The sequence below is a fragment of the Paenibacillus sp. Marseille-Q4541 genome (genome assembly GCF_018310695.1).
Taxonomy (GTDB): domain Bacteria; phylum Bacillota; class Bacilli; order Paenibacillales; family Paenibacillaceae; genus Paenibacillus.
In genome coordinates this window covers 1-20,916 of the sequence record NZ_JAGXCY010000028.1, presented here as the reverse complement: position 1 = coordinate 20,916, position 20,916 = coordinate 1, and the positions used below count along the sequence as shown (strand labels likewise).

The following is a 20,916-nucleotide window of genomic DNA, read 5'->3' as shown; positions in this document are numbered from 1 at the left end:
ATGGTAAAATAACTAAAGTGTCTCGAGAGGAGGTAGGGGATGAATCGGTTCATCCGGAATTCTGGTTTTTATCTAATTTTATTTTTAGTTGTGGTCGGCATCTACCAGGTTATCAATGGTGGAAGTGAAGCGGCTGATACCCCTAAATACAACGAGTTTCGTCAGGAGTTATCTGCTAAGAACGTAGAGAATTTGAGTCTTCAGTTTGATGGCTATGCATACCAGGTAACGGGACAGTATATAAAACCACCTGCTGAAACCTCAAAAAACTTTATTACGTACATCCCTGCCACTGACTCTGCAGTCCAAGAAATTATGGATGCAAGTCAAGCAAATGGGTTTGTGTTGGAAGCGAAACCGATGAAGGGTGACAGCATTTGGCTGACACTACTAACGTCGTTTATACCTCTTATTTTGATGTTTGTCCTCTTCTTCTTCCTGTTTAATCAGGCGCAAGGCGGCGGTGGCAAAGTGATGAACTTTGGTAAGAGCCGTGCACGTTTATATAACGAAGAGAAGAAAAAGATTACTTTCGAAGATGTTGCAGGAGCTGACGAAGAGAAGCAAGAGCTTGTCGAAGTTGTTGAATTCCTGAAAGACCCTCGTAAGTTTGCAGCGGTTGGCGCTAGAATTCCGAAAGGGGTTCTGCTGAATGGTCCTCCGGGAACAGGTAAAACACTCCTCGCAAGAGCTGTTGCAGGGGAAGCAGGCGTACCGTTCTTCAGTATTTCAGGTTCTGACTTCGTCGAAATGTTCGTCGGTGTCGGTGCATCACGTGTACGTGACTTGTTCGAAAATGCGAAGAAAAACGCTCCATGTATCATCTTTATTGATGAGATCGATGCCGTAGGTCGTCAACGTGGCGCCGGACTTGGCGGTGGACATGATGAGCGCGAGCAGACGCTAAACCAATTGCTCGTGGAGATGGATGGTTTCGGAGCAAACGAAGGTATTATTATCATTGCTGCAACGAACCGTCAAGATATCCTTGACCCGGCACTTCTTCGTCCGGGACGTTTTGACCGTCAAATTACAGTAGATCGTCCTGATGTTAGAGGCCGTGAAGCAGTTCTTAAAGTACATGCCCGTAACAAACCACTGACGAAAGATGTTAAGATGGATGTTATTGCGAAACGTACAACTGGATTTACAGGAGCCGACCTTGAGAATTTGCTTAATGAGGCAGCCCTTCTTGCTGCAAGACGCAATCGTAAAGATATCTCCATGCGTGAGATGGATGAAGCGATTGACCGTGTTATTGTAGGTACTGAGAAGAAAAGCCGTGTGGTTAGTGACCGTGAAAAACGGATTGTTGCTTTCCATGAAGCAGGCCATACAATTGTAGGTTACTTCTTGGAGCATGCCGATATGGTTCACAAAGTTACAATCGTACCTCGTGGTCGTGCAGGCGGATATGTAATTATGATGCCGAAAGAAGATCGTATGCTGGCAACGAAACAGGAATTGCTTGATAAAGTAACAGGATTATTGGGTGGACGTGTATCGGAAGAACTGTTTATCGGTGAAATCGGTACAGGTGCCTATAGTGACTTCCAACAAGCAACTGGTATTGTGCGTAGCATGGTAATGGAATATGGTATGAGTGAAAAGCTCGGACCGTTGCAGTTTGGTAATTCCCAAGGTCAGGTTTTCTTGGGTCGTGACTTCGGACATGAGCCGAACTACAGTGATTCCATTGCATATGAGATCGATAAAGAAATGCACCGTATGGTTACAGAATGCTATGAGAAAGCAAAAGACTTGCTGACCAAGTATTCTAAAGAAGTTCATCTTATCGCGGAAACGCTTCTGGAAAGAGAAACGCTTGATCTTGAAGATATCAAGCAGTTGATCGAGAACGGAGCGATTACCAAAGAGGAAGATGGTAATGCAGGAGGATCCTCTGAAGGCGGAGAACCTATTATCGACAATGTCGGTGATGTTAAAGTTCGCATTCAAGGAAAAGAAAACAACGGTGGAGCACCAGCTGGTGAGATTCCGAACGAAGTTCCGAATCAGCAGGATTCTGATTCTACCCCTCCAACAGATCCAGATAACAACAAGCCTATTTCGTAAGGCTATAAACGGATTTAAACCGGAGAACAACATGTTCTCCGGTTTTTTGCTGTTTAATGGCGTTTAGCTCCAGAATGCGTCTATTTTGTGAATTGACAGGTAGAGGAACCCCGTGTAAATTAGTTGTAAACAAAAGACAGTTCTGTATCAGACTTTGTGAATCGATTAACAAGCGTGATCTTTAGGCTAAGGAAAGCGTATTTTTTCGCTATTTCATAAAAGGAGAGGGTCAACAGTGGAGGTTTTGGCATTAGAGCGTAAGGCCGAGATGAATCGGGAGTTGAAAGAACGTCTAAAAGTACTAAAGAAGGAACGCAATGCAATCATACTTGCCCATTATTATCAACGCGATGAAATTCAGGAAGTAGCAGACTTCCGTGGAGATTCTTTTCTTCTTGCCCAGAAGGCAGCAGAGACAGATGCTGAAGTCATCGTTTTTTGTGGTGTCCATTTTATGGGGGAAAGCGCTAAGATCTTAGCGCCAAACAAAAAGGTGATTATACCGGATGAACGTGCCGGTTGTCCTATGGCTGATATGGTCAATGTAGATGGACTCCGTAGACTGAAAGAGCAACACCCTAATGCGAAAGTTGTTACATACATCAACTCCTCTGCTGAAATTAAGGCAGAGACCGATATCTGCTGTACTTCTGCTAACGCTGTCAAAGTCATTCAATCCCTTGATGCAGAAGAGATTATCTGGGTACCTGATAAGAACCTAGGTCATTATGTTCAGCAACATACAGATAAGAAAATGATTATTTGGGAAGGGTACTGCAACACACATGACATGCTTACTGTAAAAGATGTGGTAGAAATGCGTGCTAAATATCCTGATGCTGAGTTCGTTGTTCACCCCGAATGTCGACCTGAGGTGGTAGAGATGGGTGACTTTGTAGGAAGTACTACGGCCATTCTGGAATATTGTAAAAATTCAGACCGCAAACAATTTATTGTAGGGACGGAGGATGGAACCGGATATCAACTGCGAGTGGATAGCCCAGACAAGTCATTCCATTTTGCAACCAAGTTCCTCGTTTGCCCTAATATGAAAGTGAATAACCTCAAGAAGCTGGTGAAAGCGTTAGAGACAATGAAGCCGGAGATTTATGTTCCTCCTGCTGTTGCCGACCGTGCACGTTTATCCCTAGAGCGCATGTTGCAGGTGAAATAAGGCAAGGGGAGGCTTACAAATCATTTGTAAGCTCCCCATTTTCTTTATATGCATAATGACATGAGCTACTTTATATGAGACAGGTGAGTATGACCCATGATTCCTTCTTATTTGGTTGATTTGGATATAACGGCTTTGCCCCTGGTAGAAACAGAACTACTTGTTATAGGTACAGGTATTGCTGGGCTGTTTACCGCAATTGAGGCAAGTAAAGATCGGCAAGTATTGATGATTACCAAGAAATCATTACTTGAAAGTAATACAAGATATGCACAAGGTGGAATCGCTGCCGTCACTTCTGAAGATGATTCGCCTGTATATCATATGCAGGATACATTAACAGCGGGAGCAGGTCTTTGTCGTGAAGAGGCGGTAGAAGTGCTCGTGAGTGAGGGACCTCAGAGAGTACAAGAACTTATTCGTCTGGGAACTGCTTTTGATGTAGAGAATGGAGAACTGGCATTAACGCAGGAAGGGGCTCACAGTCACAGGCGAATTCTGCACGCCAATGGAGATGCAACTGGGTATGAGATTGTAAGAGCATTAGCTAAACAGGTTGCCGGACATGAATCCATAAAGGTATGGGATGAGCACTTTGTTATTGATCTGATTACGGAGTCAGGCGAGTGTAGGGGTGCAGTTGTACAGGATGCAGATGGAGAACGCGTTTATGTAAAAGCAGATGCTGTCGTACTCTGCTCCGGAGGAGCAGGGCAACTATACCGTTACACGACAAACCCTGAAGTGGCAACGGCAGATGGTGTAGCTATGGCATACCGGGCAGGAGCCGAAATAAGAGACATGGAATTTATTCAGTTTCACCCAACTTCCCTGTGCTATCCAGGCGCTCCAAGGTTCCTTATATCTGAGGCGGTGCGCGGGGAAGGGGCCGTGCTTCGTAACATACAAGGCGAGCGATTTATGCATAAATATCATCCTCAGCTTGAGCTGGCACCGCGAGATATTGTAGCGAGAGCGATTGTTAGTGAGATGGAAGCAACGAATGCGACACAAGTATATCTTGATATTACGCACGAGACTCCCGAACTGATCAAGCACCGTTTTCCAACGATATATGAGACTTGTATGAATTATGGGCTGGATATGACATCTGACTGGATACCTGTAGCACCTGCTGCCCATTACATGATGGGTGGTGTGAAGACAGATCTACATGGGGAGAGTAGCATACAACGTCTTTTTGCTTGCGGAGAGGTATCCTCTACAGGTGTTCATGGAGCTAACCGATTAGCAAGCAACTCTTTATCTGAAGCGATCGTGTTTGGTAAAAGAATTGTGGACCGCTTACGCCAGCTCACCCCTGTTAAAGATACGATTCCTTGCGCACCTTCTCTTGAAAGAAAAGAACGGGCTAATTCAGGGTCAATTCATGCTAGAAGATTGGCTTTACAGAAGACGATGGTACGAGGAGTAGGACTTCGTCGCTCAGAATCCAGTTTATTGCAAGCCAAGGCTGTACTGGAGAAGGAACTCGCTATTTTTGAGACGAACCTTACTAAACAAGAAGAATATGAGTTTGCTAATCTGCTTACGTGCGCCATCCTTGTTACAGAGGGGGCAATTCACCGAAAAGAGAGCCGAGGTGCTCATTATCGGGAGGATTATCCGGAATGTAATAATTTCCTCTGGCAGAAGCACACCGTGCAGCAACGTGAACGTAAAATTGCGGAGGAAGTTAGCCATGCTACTTAATGGATATAATGAAGTATTAATCGAATCAATTAAAGGTTGGCTTCAAGAGGACGTTGGATCGGGTGATGTTACGACCTCAACCACCATTCCAGAAGGACACGAGTCCAAAGCCATCATCCATGCAAAACAAGGTGGGATTATTGCCGGACTATCTATTGCAGAGCTTGTTTTTCATATCGTTGACCCCACTCTTCAATTCCGTGCAGAAGTTCAGGACGGGGACCGAGTAGAAAAAGGGACGGTTCTATGCGTAGTTGAGGGAAGTACTCATATGCTGTTGACCGGGGAAAGGTTAGCACTCAATCTGCTGCAACGCCTTTCTGGTATTGCGACCAGGACTCGTAGCTTTGTCGATGAGATTGCTGGTCTTCCAGTACGCCTTGTTGATACACGTAAAACAACACCAGGGCACCGTCAACTTGAAAAATATGCGGTACGTGTCGGTGGCGGACACAATCATCGGTTTGGTCTCTACGATGCGGTTATGATTAAGGATAATCACATTAAGGGTTCCGGTGGAATTACGCAAGCCGTCACACGGGCAAGAGCAGGAATCCCACATACGATGAAGATTGAAGTGGAGACGGAGAATCTAGCCCAAGTGAATGAGGCGCTCGAAGCAGGAGCAGATATCATTATGCTGGATAACATGAGCACAGAGAACATGCGTGAGGCAGCTCAGTGTATCCGTGAGGTAGCGCCGCATGTTAAAATAGAAGCTTCGGGTAATGTTTCACTTACCACGATCCGTGGTATAGCCGAGACAGGAGTAGATATTATCTCCGTAGGGAGACTGACCTACTCTTTTGAAAGCCTGGATATCAGTCTTGATTTAAACGAAAAGAAAGGAGGATAATCCTCTTTGATCCTTGTAGTAGATGTAGGTAACAGTAATATCGTGCTTGGTATATACAAGCAACGTGAGCTTCTTCACCATTTTCGTATTAGTACTTCGAGACAGTCTACGGTAGATGAGTATGGAATTCTCATTCATAGCTTCTTTCAGATGTCGGGCATAACGACTTCGGAAATTGAAGGGATTATTATCTCTTCTGTTGTTCCGCCGCTGGTGAATGTACTTGAGGAAATGTGTGTAAAATATGTTGGCAAGAAACCGCTTCTGGTGGGTCCTGGTATCAAAACAGGGTTGAACCTTCGTTATGAGAACCCCCGTGAGGTAGGAGCAGACCGAATTGTGAATGCTGTAGCAGCAATAGATCAATATAACTGCCCATTGGTAGTGGTTGATTTCGGTACAGCAACTACGTTTGATTGTATCGATGGAGAAGGCAATTACCTTGGCGGTGCAATTGTGCCGGGTATCAATATTTCGACCGAGGCTCTATATCAACGAGCTTCCAAGTTGCCTCGTATTGAACTAGAGAAGCCTAAGAAAGTAATCGGACGCAATACCATTCATGCGATGCAAGCCGGTATTATTTTTGGATATGCCGGGCAGGTGGATGGAATTGTAGAACGAATTAAGGAAGAAATGCAGGCGACGCCAAAAGTGATTGCCACAGGCGGGCTCGCAGAGCTTATTGCAAGTGAGACAAAAACAATAGAAGTCGTAAGTCCGATGTTGACCTTGGAAGGTCTTCGAATCATTTACGAACGGAATAAGGGCTAAGCTCACGTTGTACTTAATAAAAGATAATGGAAAAGGGGATATGGAGTCGCCTTTATTCCATTATCTTTTTCGATTACAATGAAGTTAGTGCCGACTTACATGAATAATAAAAATTTGCACAATTTTCATAAGGGAGAGAAGCCTAACTTGGCTGCTTGTCTTATGAATTACAAATAGGATTGTTCTTTTATATTCAGAGCACGAGAGAAAAAGAAAAGAGCAGGTTCATTTTTAATACAGAAGGAGCATGACAGAAATGGAAAATAGGAAAGACCGATTGGTTCGCGGTACAGCTCTTGGTGGACGTGTTCGTGCGTTTGCAATCCGTACAACGAATTTGGTAGAAGAATTAAGAAGAAGACACGACACTTATCCTACAACAACAGCTGCTATGGGGCGTACAGTTACAGCAACTGCGATGATGGGTGCAATGTTGAAAGGTGAAGAGAAACTTACAGTTCAAGTAAAAGGAGATGGACCGGTTGGCCAAATCGTAGCTGATGCAAATGCCAAAGGTGAAGTAAGAGGGTATGTTACAAATCCTCATATTCACTTGCCAAGCAATAGTATGGGGAAACTTGATGTTGCTGGTGCGGTAGGAACTACCGGTTTTATTCATGTAACCAAAGATCTTGGACTCAAAGAGCCGTACCGTGGAAGTATTCCATTGGTTTCAGGGGAACTGGGTGAAGATTTCACTTATTATTTTGCCAAATCAGAACAAACACCTTCAGCAGTAGGACTTGGAGTATTGGTAGACACGGACAACTCCGTGCTTGTAGCAGGTGGATTTATTATTCAGCTTTTGCCTGGACTTTCTGATGACGAGATTACCGTTATTGAAAAATCCCTTAGCACGTTACCTACGGTAACTTCACTTTTAGATCAGGGGATGGATGTCGAAGAGATGCTCAGCCGGATTTTACCGGATGTTGAAATACACGACAGTTTGGACATTGTATTCAAATGTCAGTGTACCCGTGAGCGTGTAGAACAGACTTTGATTTCACTTGGGGAATCAGAACTTACTGCTTTAATTGAAGAAGAAGGGCGCGCTGAAGTCGTGTGCCAATTTTGTAATGAAGCCTATGAGTTTACGAAAAGCGACCTGGAAACCATTCTTGTGCAAGCAAAAAGCTAAATCCATTATGGGGTAGATGAGATGGGATGACGAAACAGGAAAAAGGACTTTGGGTGACAGTCGTTGTGCTGAGCGTAGGTGTAATTTTTATGGGAGCATTCATTCTACGCGGAATGAATGACTCCGGTATGGATGCAGGCTCAGATGCTTCGGAAAAAGAAGAGCCTGTTGCAAGTATCGCAGGTGAGATGATTTCAGAAAAACAATGGGTAGATGCGCTTAAGACACGTTACGGCAACAATGTTCTGATGGACATGATTAATCGTCAAGCTGTTCTCGCAGAGGCCCGATTACAAGGGCTGACCGTAACCGAATCTGAGGTAAATAAGGAACTACAATCTTCTATGGAAGGCTATTCTTCGGAACAAGCTTTTTATGATGAGATGTGGAATCAGTTCGATATGAGCACGGAAGATCTGAGAGCAGAGGCAACCTATCACATTTTGCTTGAGAAAATTGCTACAAAAGACATTACTGTCAGTGAACAAGCTATACAAGAATATTATGACGAGCATGAGGAAGATTATAAGCCTACACGTCAGTTTGATCTTTCGATGATCCAAGTGGATGACCTAGACTCAGCGAATGATGCACTTGAACGTATTGAAGATGGTGAAGCGTTCGGGGAAGTAGCAGAGGATGAATCCACCGATGAGTATAGCCGGGAGTCAAAAGGCAGACTTGGATTCGTTGAAGAGAATGATCCCTTCCAACCAGAAGAAATGTTGAAATTAGCGTCAGAGATTGAAATCGGAGATGTTGCAGGCCCCGTGCAAGTAGGTGAGCACTACATCATTATTCGTCTCAACGACATAGAAGAAAAACAGGGCATGACGTATGAAGAGGCCTTGGAAGATATTCGAATGATGCTTGCTTTAAACGAAGCAAGTCCACTGACAGAGGTGGAACAGCAGCTTCGTAGCAAATATGGAGCGGAGACGAGGGTTCACATGGAGAGACCTGCTTCCTAATGGAAGAGGTCTCTTCTTTTTTTGATTTTTACTCAGCGATATTGACATTATGGATCAAGGTTGATAATATTAAAGTTATAAATACCCACTGTTTTAGTCGGAAATGTATGCGTGGGAAATGGATAGAGAGTGACAGGACGAATGTGTTGGCTTGCAACGTGAACAGCTAGAACTAAGCATAGTCCACAGTTCATTTTATACAACTAGAATCCGCATTTTATATGGAATATAAGAAGCAATAAATTTACTATCTTATCTAACCAAGGAGGGCAATTGTCATGGCTAAGGTTGTCAATAATGTTACTGAACTTATCGGAGGAACACCACTTGTTCGCTTGAATCGTATTGTACCTGAGGGTAGTGCTGAAGTTTATGTAAAACTCGAATATCAGAATCCAGGATCAAGTGTAAAAGACCGTATTGCAATCAGTATCATAGAGGATGCAGAGCAATCCGGACGTATCAAACCAGGTGACACGATTGTTGAAGCAACCAGCGGTAATACAGGTATCGGTTTAGCAATGGTAGCAGCAGCTAAAGGGTATCGTTCGATTATCGTTATGCCGGAGACAATGAGCTTGGAGCGTCGTAATTTGCTTCGTGCATATGGGTCTGAGCTTGTCCTTACTCCAGGATCTGAAGGAATGAATGGTGCGGTTAAGAAGGCAGAAGCGATTGTGGAGGAAAATCCAGGATACTTCATGGCAGAACAATTCAAGAACCAATCCAATGTTAAGATTCACCGGGAGACTACGGGACCTGAGATTGTAGAAGCGATTCAATCTGTAGGTGGTTCTCTGGATGCATTTGTAGCCGGAATTGGTACGGGTGGTACCATTACAGGTGCGGGTGAAGTGCTAAGAGAGTCCTTCCCAGAGATCAAAATTTATGCAGTAGAACCTGCTGCTTCCCCAATCCTGGCAGGAGGTTCTCCAGGGCCGCATAAAATTCAGGGAATCGGTGCCAATTTTATTCCTGAAATTCTTAATCGTGATATTTATGATGAAATCATTCATATTGAAAATGAGGATGCATTTGAGACCGCGCGTCAAGTTGCCAAAGAAGAGGGAATTCTTTCTGGTATTTCATCCGGTGCAGCAATTCGTGCCGCTTTGAAAGTAGCAAAAGAGCTTGGTGCAGGTAAACGTGTCGTTGCAATCGTTCCAAGTAACGGTGAGCGCTATCTGAGTACACCTCTTTACAATTTTGAAGGTTAAGAATAACACGGGTACAGTAGAACCTGTGCTTTAGTTGAACGTGTAAACCCATAATCCCCCGTGCCGCAGATTTTGCTAAGGCGCAGGGGATTTTTTTGATAATGAACATAAAACGTAGAAGTATTTTCCCATATTGGAAAACTGAAAAGCAGATACTTTTAAAAAGAAGCATGCTTTAGTATACTAACAAACAATAGACAAGGTCAGCCTGGAGGAAAGAATCACACATGAACAAGGTATCTACAACCTACGATGAATGGAAAGCATGGAGCAAAGAAGAGTGGACGTTGCTTCCGTATATAATCAAGATGAAGCTCAAGAAACCTTCAATGCCTCATTCTTGGAAGCCCGCATGGGAGCAAGCTTCTCCCTACGCCTTTGTACTGGAAAGCGGGAAGGGAGGCAAATACACCTATCTTGGACTATGCCCGGTTTCTATTATTACTGGCAAAGGAAAGAAGGCTGAAGTGAAGGATCTCGACGTTTCGAAAGAAGCAAGCGAGAAGTACACTTTTCATTTGCAAAGCACGATGGAGGGAGAACCACTGCAATTAATTGAGGATTGGATTCGCCCCTACCGTGCTCCACAGTCTCAAGGGATATCTTCCTTTTTTGGTGGAGTTGTAGGATATCTAGGTTATGATGTGGCCCGTTCCCTAGAGAAGCTGCCTGAACTGGCTATGGATGATCCGAATCTTCCGGATTATATGTGGATGCGGTTTGAAGAAGTGTGGACGATCGATCATGAAGAAGAATATATCTATTGTTCTGTTCACACCGTCCTAAACCAAGATCAGACGCTTGAGCAGCAGTTCAAGCAAGCAGCCTTACGGGCAGAAAACATGCTTCTTAGGTGGGAACATATCGTAGAGTCTGCAGAAGCCCCTCATTATGTTGACGAACAAGAACAGCGGACAAGAAGGCTGGAGAAGGCAAGACTTGAGGGAGATGCACATACGGATGTAGCTGAGGGATGGGAATCTCCTTTTGCGAAGGAAGCCTTTGAACAGGCGGTGCGAAAGGTGCAGGACTATATCCGGCAGGGTGATGTCTTTCAGGTGAATCTTTCACTGAGACAGGACAAGATGCTTCATACTTCTCCTGATGATGTGTATGAATGGCTTCGTGTTATTAATCCGTCCCCTTATATGGGATACGTGCAGACACCGGAGTTTCAGCTTGTAAGTGGTTCTCCGGAGCTTCTAATTAAGCTGGACCAGGGTAAGGTGATTGCAAGACCTATTGCAGGGACCAGGCGCAGAGGGGCAACTTCAGAAGAGGACAAGCATATGGCTGAAGAGCTGCTGAATACCGAGAAAGAGCGTGCAGAGCATATCATGCTCGTTGATCTCGAACGCAATGATATCGGCAGAGTGGCTAAGTATGGTTCAGTCCGAGTTCCCGAGCTTATGACCATCGAATATTATTCGCATGTGATGCACCTGGTCTCACAAGTAGAAGGATTTTTGGCGGAAGGTAAAAATGCATTTGATGTGATTGCCGCTACATTCCCGGGAGGAACGATTACAGGCGCCCCTAAGGTAAGAACCATGGAGATTATCGAGGAACTTGAACCGGTAAGACGAGGACCTTATACAGGATCCATTGGCTGGATTTCTTATCAAGGGGATATGGAACTGAATATCATTATTCGCACTCTTGCGGTCAAGGATGATATCGGTTATATCCAGGCAGGTGCTGGTGTTGTTATTGATTCCGATCCTTACCGTGAATACAGGGAGTCGAAGAACAAAGCAAGAGCAGTTATGAAGGCTGTACAGTATAGTGAAGAAGCTGCAAGGCAGCGAAGCAGAGAAGAGAACTAGAGGAGGTTTTTTAACATGATTTTGGTTATTGATAACTACGATTCTTTTACGTATAACCTCGTGCAGTATCTAGGTGAGCTAGGTGAGGAAGTTGAGGTACGCCGGAATGATGAGATTGATATTGCAGGAATAGAGACACTTTCCCCGGATCATATTTTAATTTCGCCAGGTCCATGTACACCGAATGAAGCGGGAATTAGTCTGGAGCTACTGCATCATTTCAAGGGTAAAATTCCGATGTTTGGTGTTTGTCTCGGACATCAAGCCATTGGTCAAGCCTTTGGGGGGAAAGTCATTAGGGCAGAGCGATTGATGCATGGGAAAACATCGCCTATTCATCATGGAGGAGAGTCTGTGTTCGAGGGAATGCCATCCCCTTTCACAGCAACGAGATACCATTCTCTATTAGTGGAGAGGGAAAGCCTTCCCGATTGCCTTGAAATCACGGCAGAGACGGAAGAAGGCGAAATTATGGGCCTTAGACATAAGGAATATCCAATTGAAGGCGTACAATTTCACCCTGAATCTATAGTTACTGACTACGGACATCATATGCTCCGTAACTTCCTTCGCCAGAAGGTACGTGCTTAAGATGCAGTATGTCATGATGAATGGGCAATTGACAGAGACAACGAAAGCCGCGATTCCAGTAATGGATCACGGCTTCTTGTACGGTATGGGTTTATTTGAGACGTTTCGAACCTACGAGGGAAAGCCTTCTTTATTGGGACGTCATCTTCAGCGACTCAGCGAGGGGTGTGAGGAGCTAGGCATTCCTTTTCAGCGGGACGATCAGAAGCTAGAGCAGCTCATTGATGAGCTGCTGGAAGCCAATGGACTCGAGGATGGCTATCTTCGATATACCGTCTCTGCAGGTGAAGAGCTTTTGGGCTTACCTTTAGCAGATTATCGTGAGCCGAATCATCTCCTTTTTGCCAAGGCATTGCCCAAGCTGGATGATGAATGGTACACCAAAGGGAAGCCTTTGCAGTTGCTAACTACGATTCGGAACACGCCTGAGGGTCATATTCGGCATAAATCTTTGCATTACATGAATAACATCCTGGCGAAGAGGGAGTTTATGCAGTATAAACTAGCCGTGCAATCTCAGGCGGAAGGTTTAATGCTGACTAAAGAGGGGCATCTTGCAGAAGGGATTGTCAGCAATCTATTCTTCTTTTCGGACGACGTCCTTTATACACCTGATACAACAACAGGCATATTGCCCGGAATAACGAGAGAGGTCGTTATGGAAGCTGCGAGTGAACTAGGCATCTCGGTTGTAAAAGGTATGTTCACAACGCAGGAACTATGCCGGGCTGATGAAGTATTTATGACAAGTTCCATACAAGAGCTCATTCCCATAACAGCACTGCTTGGTTTTCCGGAAGGAGAAGTGATTCAGGTTCAGAACGGCCAAATGGGACCGAATACGCGCAGGCTGCTGGATTTATATCGCAAGAAAGCAGGTAGAAAAGATGTTGAAACCTAGACTATACCAACGTACATATCAGCGTGGCGAGATGACTTTGAAGCTGGGTGACAGGACGCTTATTATGGGAATTGTAAACGTAACCCCGGATTCCTTCTCCGATGGTGGTCAATACGATTCGGTAGAGCGTGCTGTTAATCACGCAATAGAGCTGTTTGAGCAAGGTGCAGATATTATTGATATTGGCGGAGAATCAACTCGTCCGGGACACACGGTAATTTCGAGTGCTGAAGAAATTGAACGTGTCGTTCCTGTTATTGAAGCTTTATATAAGCGGGCACCTCATATACCGATCTCTATAGATACGTATAAGGCTGATGTAGCAAGAGCTGCTATAGATGCAGGAGCGCACATCATTAATGATATTTGGGGACTCAAAGCCGATAAACATATGGCATCTCTTGCGCAAGAGAAGGGGTGCCCTGTAATCCTGATGCATAATCGGGAGAATACGAATTACAACGACTTTATTAAAGATGCGGTTACCGATGTAAAAGAAAGCATAGATCTTGCCCTACAAGCTGGTATCCATAAGGACAATATTATTCTTGATCCCGGCATCGGATTTGCGAAAAACCATGAGCATAATTTGCAAATGATGATATCATTAGGTACTCTAGTCGAGCTTGGTTACCCCGTTCTGCTCGCTACTTCCCGTAAACGATTTATTCGTAATACGTTGCAACTTCCCGTTGATGACCTGGTTGAAGGAACGGCAGCAACAGTCGCTTTTGGGATTGCACAAGGAGCTCAAATGGTGCGAGTACATGATGTAGCCCAAATCAAGCGTACAGTAGACATGTGTGATGCTATGCTGTACCAAGGAAGAGAGGAATCTAATAATGGATAAAATGAAACTTCACCGTATGGAGTACTTTGGATATCATGGGGTATTTGAAGAAGAGCGTAAGCTTGGTCAGCGATTTTATATTGATTTAGAACTGGATATGGATCTGCAGGAAGCTGGTGTTCATGATGATCTAACCAAGACGATAAATTACGCGGAAATTCATGAACATGTGAAAAATATCGTTGAAAATAAATCATTCCAATTAATTGAAGCTTTAGGTGAATATATTGCATCTTCCCTACTTGAGACTTATACTAGTGTGGATGCGCTTGTGGTAAAGGTAACGAAACCGCATCCTCCTTTCGATATTCATTTTGAAGGAGTCACAATAGAACTACATCGCACTAGGAAAGTGGGATAACGATTCATGAATGCACAGTCAACCTCTGATACGTCAGAGGCTTATATTGCTTTAGGGGCTAATTTAGGCGATCGGGAGCAGACACTCATGTCTGCCATTACTTTGCTGAATGGACAAGATGGGATCAAGGTCATTGCTTGTTCGGATTTGTATGAAACTGATCCCGTAGGTTATACCGATCAGCCAGCGTTTATTAATATGGCCATTTCCGTAAATACGATTTTATCCCCTCAGGAACTGCTGAATTGCATGCTTGATATCGAGAAGCAGCTGGGACGTGTTCGTGATATAAGATGGGGTCCAAGAACTGTGGATCTCGACTTATTATGGTATGAGGGAGTCGAAATGAATACAGAAGCGCTTATTCTCCCACATCCGAGGATGATAGAGAGGGCATTTGTATTGGTTCCTTTGTCTGATGTTGTCCGTGGGAAATCTGGCGATATTTCTTATTTTGTACAAACAGCTCTTGAGAGACTGAATGAAAGGGATGGAATACAGCGGTGGAAAACATGCACCTGGCCAGACGGATCCGCGCTTTCCGAAAATTAAAAGGTTTAACCCAGCATTCGTTGGCGGAGCAAACGGGAATATCCCTTGCCATGCTTGGCATGATTGAACGGGGAACTCGTGGTCCAACACAGGAGCAACTTGTCAAAATTGCAGATGTTCTTGCCATTTCCCTTACTGAATTTCAGAAGGAGCAACAGTAGAAAAACATTTTTTCTTGTCGATTATTGAACTTGAACGTTTAAATGTGATAAATATAACCATTCTAGAACAATAGAGCAGTAAAAGGAGTGAAACAAAACCAGAATGCTTAAGATTGCTGATATAGAAATGAAAAATCAGGTCGTTGTTGCTCCGATGGCGGGGGTAAGTAATCCAGCTTTTCGTCTCATTGCTAAAGAGTTTGGCGCTGGATTGGTCTGTGCAGAGATGGTCAGTGATAAAGGGATTCTGAACGGCAATAAACGTACACGCGAGATGTTGTTTGTAGATGAACGAGAGAAACCACTCAGTCTCCAAATTTTTGGTGGTAACCGTGAATCGTTGGTTGCGGCAGCTAAGGTAGTTGACCAAGAGACCAATGCGGATATTATTGATATCAATATGGGCTGCCCTGCACCCAAAATCAATAAAATTGATGCGGGAGCACGTTGGCTCTTGGATCCGAATAAGATTCACGAAATGGTATCCGCTGTAGTTGATGCAGTATCAAAACCGGTTACCGTAAAAATGCGGATTGGCTGGGATCATGACCATATATATGCTGTCGAAAATGCGCGTGCTGTGGAAAGTGCCGGTGGCAAAGCGATTGCATTACATGGTAGAACGAGAGAACAGCTGTATACCGGCCGCGCAGACTGGGATATTATAAAGGAAGTTAAGGATTCGGTATCCATTCCAATTATCGGGAATGGGGATATTTCCTCTCCGGAAGAAGCGAAGCGAAGACTAGAGGAATCCGGAGTCGATGGGATTATGATTGGCCGCGCCGCTTTGGGGAATCCATGGATGCTGTATAGAACCATTGAGTACCTGGAAAAAGGTATACTTGTGGCAGATCCAACACCGGAAGAGAAAATGCGAATTGCTATTTTGCATATGGATCGTCTGATTGCCCTCAAAGGGGAGGGTGTAGCTGTACGAGAAATGCGGAAACATCTGTCATGGTATTTGAAAGGCCTAAAAGGTTCTGCCCGAATTAAAGATGCGATCATGGAAGGAACCAAACGAGACGAGATGGTTGATATTTTGAACAATTTCTTGGAGAATCTCCCTCGAAATGAGTCGAATTCAGAAGAAGAGAGTAAAGATATCGATCAAGAACCGATTAACACCGACTGCGCCTGCTAAGATACAGGGGGAACATTGACTTTTGTATATCGTTACCCTATAATTTTTTGGTATAAATTCGGCAAGATGGTTTTATGTATAAATGACATCAAGAGAACGAGATTGTTCTGTTTTTTTAAGATTAGCATATCGTTTTTTCAGACGAGTTTTTGAAATGGTACCATATTATTCCCATGACAGGAGAATCGGTTAACATGAGCGATAAAGAAGTCATTCTTACCCAAGAGGGACTCAAGAAGCTTGAGGATGAACTCGAGAACTTGAAGTCCGTCAAACGCCGCGAGGTTGCTGAACGGATTAAAGTAGCAATTGGATACGGTGATATTAGTGAGAACTCAGAGTATGAAGATGCGAAGAATGAACAAGCCTTTATCGAAGGTCGCGTACTCACTCTCGAGAAAATGCTCCGCAACGCACGTATTATCAACAGTGACGAGATTGGCACGGATACAGTAGGAATCGGTGCAACAGTTACGGTTGAGGATATGGAGTTCGGCGATGTTGTTGAATATACTATCGTCGGTACAGCAGAATCCAACCCGCTTCAAAATAAAATTTCAAATGAAAGCCCTGTGGGCAAAGCCATTCTTGGCAAAGGTAAAGGAACGGTTGTTGATGTGAGCGTTCCTGCAGGCGTTATCCAGTATAAAATTGTTGATATTAAGAAGTAATCATACAAATGATCGGGATACGAAAGAGAGCTTCCCTAGGGGAAGCTTTTTTTCGATCAGGTTGTGTTTTGAAGGCTTTATACAATCGGTAGCAAGCCTTAGAAGTAGGGCATCTACTTGTATCTTTTAGGCTGCATAGATTACTGCATAAGAAGATACATAATAATTAAGGAGTTGAAGAAGGCAAATGACGGATGAAGTGGTTAGCACAGAACAGGAGCTCAGTGAGCTTTTACAGATCAGACGGGCAAAATTAGATGAGCTGCGCGCTCTTGGTATTGATCCTTTTGGTAAAAAGTATGAACGTACGGATGAAGCCGGTAATGTTTTGAAACAATATAATGACTTGACCAAAGAAGAAATCGAAGAAAAACATATTGAAGTAAGTCTTGCAGGACGCATTATGGCTAAACGTGGTATGGGTAAAGCTAGTTTTGCGCATATTCAGGACCTAAGCGGGCGAATCCAGATCTATGTTCGTAAAGATACCGTTTCTGAAGCTCAGTACGATGCTTTTACAATTCTTGATCTCGGGGACATTATTGGTGTAAAAGGCGTTGTTTTCAAAACGAAAACAGGCGAGACTTCAATAAAAGTTACTGAGCTTGAAGTGCTCTCCAAATCCTTATATCCACTGCCTGATAAATTCCAAGGTCTAAAAGACGTAGAATTACGTTATCGTCAGCGTTATGTGGATTTGATTATGAGTCCGGAAGTGCAACAAACGTTTATTTCCCGTTCCAGAATCATTCAGTCCATGCGTCGTTACCTAGATTCGCTAGGCTTCTTGGAAGTAGAAACACCAACGCTGCATTCGATTGCAGGCGGTGCTGCTGCTCGTCCGTTTATTACGCATCATAACGCGCTTGATATGGAGCTATACATGCGTATCGCGATTGAATTGCACTTGAAGCGTCTGATTGTTGGTGGCCTGGAGAAAGTATATGAAATCGGCCGTGTATACCGGAATGAAGGGATTTCTACGCGTCACAACCCTGAATTCACCATGATCGAATTGTATGAGGCTTATGCAGACTATAAGGACATCATGAAACTTACAGAGAATATGGTTGCACATATCGCACAAGAGGTCCTTGGAACAACTAAGATTGATTATCAAGGACGCGAAGTTGACCTTACACCAGACTGGCGCCGTGTATCCATGGTTGATGCGGTCAAAGAAGTGAAAGGCGTTGACTTTGGTGCTCAGATGACGAATGAGGAAGCTCATCGTTTGGCTAAAGAGCATAATGTGCCTGTTGAGCCCCACATGACATTCGGACATATTCTGAACGCGTTCTTTGAAGAATTTGTTGAAGAAACATTGATTCAACCAACCTTCGTATATGGTCATCCTGTTGAAATTTCTCCGCTTGCGAAGAAGAACGAAGAAGATCCACGCTTTACGGATCGTTTTGAGCTCTTTATCGTAGGTCGTGAGCATGCCAATGCATTTAGTGAGCTGAATGATCCAATTGATCAACGTCAGCGTTTTGAAGCACAGCTGCTGGAGAAAGAACATGGTAATGATGAAGCACATGATATGGATGATGACTTCATTCGTGCGCTGGAATACGGTATGCCTCCGACAGGCGGACTTGGTATCGGTGTAGACCGTCTGGTGATGTTGCTTACTAATGCTCCATCCATTCGTGACGTACTTCTTTTCCCACATATGCGTCATCGTGCACTGGACTAAGAAGGACAAGCTCCTAGTATAAATAGGTTATTAATTAGATAAGAGGTCATAGAGGAACAGCTGAGCAGATTTTGCTTGAGGTTGTTCCTCTTTTAAAGTAATTGAGTTTTTGGTAAGGAGTTATGAGAAGGGCGAGATGTATTTTGAAAAATGTAGGCTTCACCAAAAAGCTGGCCTCTCCGCCATTTATATTAGTTGCAGGTATCTTATTGATCGTCGCAATTGGTACCGTGTTATTAATGCTGCCTATGTCCAACCAGAGTGGTCATTCGCTTCGTTTTATAGATGCACTGTTTACCGCAACCTCTGCAGCCTGTGTTACAGGCCTGGTCGTGGTAGATGTAGAAACGACCTTTACCCTATTTGGTGAAACTGTCATTATGGTGCTCATGCAACTCGGTGGTCTTGGTTTTATGACGATTGCGACTTTGATTGCACTGTTATTCGGACGGAAACTCTCCTTGAAGGACAGGCTTCTTTTAAAAGAGGCGATTAATTCTGACACCATGGAAGGGGTCGTCCGGATTATCCGTAAGGTTCTTATTTTTTCTTTCACCATTGAAGGAATTGCTGCTGTCATTTTTACGATGAGATGGTCCTTAGATATGCCTTTCTTCAAGGCGCTTTATTATGGTATTTTTCATTCGGTTTCTCTGTTTAACAATGGCGGCTTTGACCTGTTCGGTAACAGTTTTCAAAATTATACGGGCGATTGGTTGTTTAATACGGTGTCAACGATTCTTGTCGTGTCGGGTGGACTAGGGTTTGTCGTGCTGAATGACCTATTTGAGTATCCCAAAAAGCGGAGACTGTCCCTACATTCAAAAATGGTGCTGTCCGTATCCGGTGTGCTGATAGCCGTTGGTGCAATCGTGTTGTTCGTTTTTGAATTTACCAACGCTAAAACATTAGGTTCGCTTGATTTTTCGCATAAGATCTACGCGTCCTTCTTCCAGTCGGTGTCTACCCGTTCGTCTGGGACAAGCACGATAGACGTAACAGAATTGCGTTCAGCTACACAATTCTTCTTTATATTGCTTATGTTTATAGGAGCTTCTCCAGGATCAACAGGTGGTGGTATCAAAACAACGACGTTCCTTATTATGATCGGTGCCTTGTCTGCGATGGTCCGAGGTAGAAAGGATATTGTGTTCTTCCGTCACCGCGTACCTCAAGGTCTAGTCATGCGTGCAATGACCATTATAATTATCACGCTAGGTATATTTATGGTTGTTAACATGTTGTTACTTACAACTGAGGATGCTTCATTTTTAGCTATAATGTTCGAAGCTGCATCCGCAGTAGGGACGGTTGGATTATCTGTAGGCTTAACACCGGAACTCACTGACTTGGGAAAATTGATTATTACCGTAACGATGTTTATCGGGCGAATCGGCCCGCTGACTATTGCGTATGCAATTAGACCGAAACAAACAAAGAGTCTCTATCGTCATCCAGAAGGGCGAATTATTATTGGATAATGTAATAGGGGTGAAGAGGAGCTGCTGCTTTATAGTAGGGCTCCTTTATTTTATATACCGAGAGATATAGAATAAGTGTAGTGCTATAAATTGAGAACGACTTTACCTTGTAGTAGCAATGAAAAAGACCCTTTATAATTTTTTTGAAAAAAGGGTTGCAATCTATTTATCAGCATGGTATATTCTAATTCCGGCCAAGAAAGTTAGCCAGTAAGCAACACACTGAATAACCTGCTTTTCTAACGAAGTCAAAAAAACTTCAGAAAAAAAGCTTGCATTTCTAAACCGGACATGATATGATATAAAAGTTGCTGACGACAAGAGTTGTTAGCGAGATTGATCTTTGAAAACTGAACAACGAGGAGTTTTACGCAAGTGAAACTCATGAGTGAGTAATACAATTTCAATTTGTTGGTCATAACAAATTGAAAAAAAGAGAACGTTAAGTTCTCGTCAGCATTTTCTAAATGAGCTTATCGCTCTTTTCAATAACTTTATTGGAGAGTTTGATCCTGGCTCAGGACGAACGCTGGCGGCGTGCCTAATACATGCAAGTCGAGCGGAGTCGATGAGAAGCTTGCTTCTCTGAGACTTAGCGGCGGACGGGTGAGTAACACGTAGGCAACCTGCCCATAAGACTGGGATAACTACCGGAAACGGTAGCTAATACCGGATAGGTTCTTCTCTCGCATGGGAGAGGAAAGAAAGACGGAGCAATCTGTCACTTATGGATGGGCCTGCGGCGCATTAGCTA

At 43.8% G+C, this 20,916-nt stretch carries 19 protein-coding genes and 1 rRNA gene; all 20 read left to right on the top strand.

All coding sequences use genetic code 11. The features are described 5' to 3' along the window. Positions 1-39: 39 nt before the first annotated feature. Positions 40-2,076, top strand: coding sequence for an ATP-dependent zinc metalloprotease FtsH (gene ftsH, locus KFT32_RS21005; protein WP_211749446.1), 2,037 nt, complete (start codon positions 40-42; stop codon positions 2,074-2,076). Positions 2,077-2,311: 235 nt separating this feature from the next. After that, entirely contained in the window at positions 2,312-3,250 is a 939-nt protein-coding gene (gene nadA / locus KFT32_RS21000; protein ID WP_211749445.1) for a quinolinate synthase NadA, read from the top strand. A 96-nt stretch (positions 3,251-3,346) separates the two neighbouring features. Further along, positions 3,347-4,963 (top strand): L-aspartate oxidase, encoded by a 1,617-nt coding sequence (gene nadB, locus KFT32_RS20995; protein ID WP_211749444.1) that lies wholly within the window; start codon positions 3,347-3,349, stop codon positions 4,961-4,963. Then, a complete protein-coding gene (nadC, locus tag KFT32_RS20990; RefSeq protein ID WP_211749443.1) occupies positions 4,953-5,819 on the top strand; it encodes a carboxylating nicotinate-nucleotide diphosphorylase in 867 nt (288 codons plus the stop codon). Before nadB ends, nadC begins: the two co-directional genes overlap by 11 nt. 6 nt (positions 5,820-5,825) lie before the next feature. Then, positions 5,826-6,593: a type III pantothenate kinase gene (locus KFT32_RS20985; protein WP_211749442.1), complete on the top strand. Its 768-nt coding sequence runs from the start codon at positions 5,826-5,828 to the stop codon at positions 6,591-6,593. A 256-nt stretch (positions 6,594-6,849) separates the two neighbouring features. After that, positions 6,850-7,734 (top strand): Hsp33 family molecular chaperone HslO, encoded by an 885-nt coding sequence (hslO, locus tag KFT32_RS20980; RefSeq protein ID WP_211749441.1) that lies wholly within the window; start codon positions 6,850-6,852, stop codon positions 7,732-7,734. Positions 7,735-7,760: 26 nt separating this feature from the next. Further along, positions 7,761-8,705, top strand: coding sequence for a peptidyl-prolyl cis-trans isomerase (locus tag KFT32_RS20975; RefSeq protein ID WP_211749440.1), 945 nt, complete (start codon positions 7,761-7,763; stop codon positions 8,703-8,705). Positions 8,706-8,983: 278 nt separating this feature from the next. Beyond that, positions 8,984-9,922: a cysteine synthase A gene (gene cysK / locus KFT32_RS20970; protein WP_211749439.1), complete on the top strand. Its 939-nt coding sequence runs from the start codon at positions 8,984-8,986 to the stop codon at positions 9,920-9,922. Between the two features lie 227 nt (positions 9,923-10,149). Continuing rightward, the gene (locus KFT32_RS20965) at positions 10,150-11,748 is read left to right on the top strand and encodes an anthranilate synthase component I family protein (protein WP_283246457.1); all 1,599 of its coding nucleotides are present in this window, start codon (positions 10,150-10,152) and stop codon (positions 11,746-11,748) included. A 15-nt stretch (positions 11,749-11,763) separates the two neighbouring features. Beyond that, complete coding sequence (pabA, locus tag KFT32_RS20960; RefSeq protein ID WP_211749438.1) at positions 11,764-12,339, top strand: aminodeoxychorismate/anthranilate synthase component II; 576 nt, start codon at positions 11,764-11,766, stop codon at positions 12,337-12,339. Between the two features lies 1 nt (position 12,340). Beyond that, positions 12,341-13,240, top strand: a complete 900-nt coding sequence (locus KFT32_RS20955) for an aminotransferase class IV (protein WP_211749437.1) — start codon at positions 12,341-12,343, stop codon at positions 13,238-13,240. After that, positions 13,227-14,090 (top strand): dihydropteroate synthase, encoded by an 864-nt coding sequence (gene folP / locus KFT32_RS20950; protein ID WP_211749436.1) that lies wholly within the window; start codon positions 13,227-13,229, stop codon positions 14,088-14,090. The genes KFT32_RS20955 and folP overlap by 14 nt, the downstream gene beginning before the upstream one ends. After that, positions 14,083-14,451, top strand: coding sequence for a dihydroneopterin aldolase (gene folB / locus KFT32_RS20945; RefSeq protein ID WP_211749435.1), 369 nt, complete (start codon positions 14,083-14,085; stop codon positions 14,449-14,451). The genes folP and folB overlap by 8 nt, the downstream gene beginning before the upstream one ends. Before the next feature lie 6 nt (positions 14,452-14,457). Beyond that, positions 14,458-15,003: a 2-amino-4-hydroxy-6-hydroxymethyldihydropteridine diphosphokinase gene (folK, locus tag KFT32_RS20940; protein ID WP_211749434.1), complete on the top strand. Its 546-nt coding sequence runs from the start codon at positions 14,458-14,460 to the stop codon at positions 15,001-15,003. Next, the gene (locus KFT32_RS20935) at positions 14,955-15,164 is read left to right on the top strand and encodes a helix-turn-helix domain-containing protein (protein WP_211749433.1); all 210 of its coding nucleotides are present in this window, start codon (positions 14,955-14,957) and stop codon (positions 15,162-15,164) included. Before folK ends, KFT32_RS20935 begins: the two co-directional genes overlap by 49 nt. Positions 15,165-15,267: 103 nt before the next feature. After that, positions 15,268-16,311, top strand: coding sequence for a tRNA dihydrouridine synthase DusB (gene dusB, locus KFT32_RS20930; protein ID WP_211749432.1), 1,044 nt, complete (start codon positions 15,268-15,270; stop codon positions 16,309-16,311). 194 nt (positions 16,312-16,505) lie between these two features. Further along, positions 16,506-16,982 carry a transcription elongation factor GreA gene (gene greA, locus KFT32_RS20925; RefSeq protein WP_211749431.1) on the top strand — a complete coding sequence of 159 codons (477 nt, stop codon included), beginning with the start codon at positions 16,506-16,508 and terminating at the stop codon, positions 16,980-16,982. A 187-nt stretch (positions 16,983-17,169) separates the two neighbouring features. Beyond that, complete coding sequence (lysS, locus tag KFT32_RS20920) at positions 17,170-18,681, top strand: lysine--tRNA ligase (RefSeq protein WP_211749430.1); 1,512 nt, start codon at positions 17,170-17,172, stop codon at positions 18,679-18,681. A 143-nt stretch (positions 18,682-18,824) separates the two neighbouring features. Continuing rightward, positions 18,825-20,162, top strand: a complete 1,338-nt coding sequence (locus KFT32_RS20915) for a TrkH family potassium uptake protein (RefSeq protein ID WP_249436034.1) — start codon at positions 18,825-18,827, stop codon at positions 20,160-20,162. Between the two features lie 494 nt (positions 20,163-20,656). Then, positions 20,657-20,916 (top strand): 16S ribosomal RNA (locus KFT32_RS20910); the annotation flags it as partial.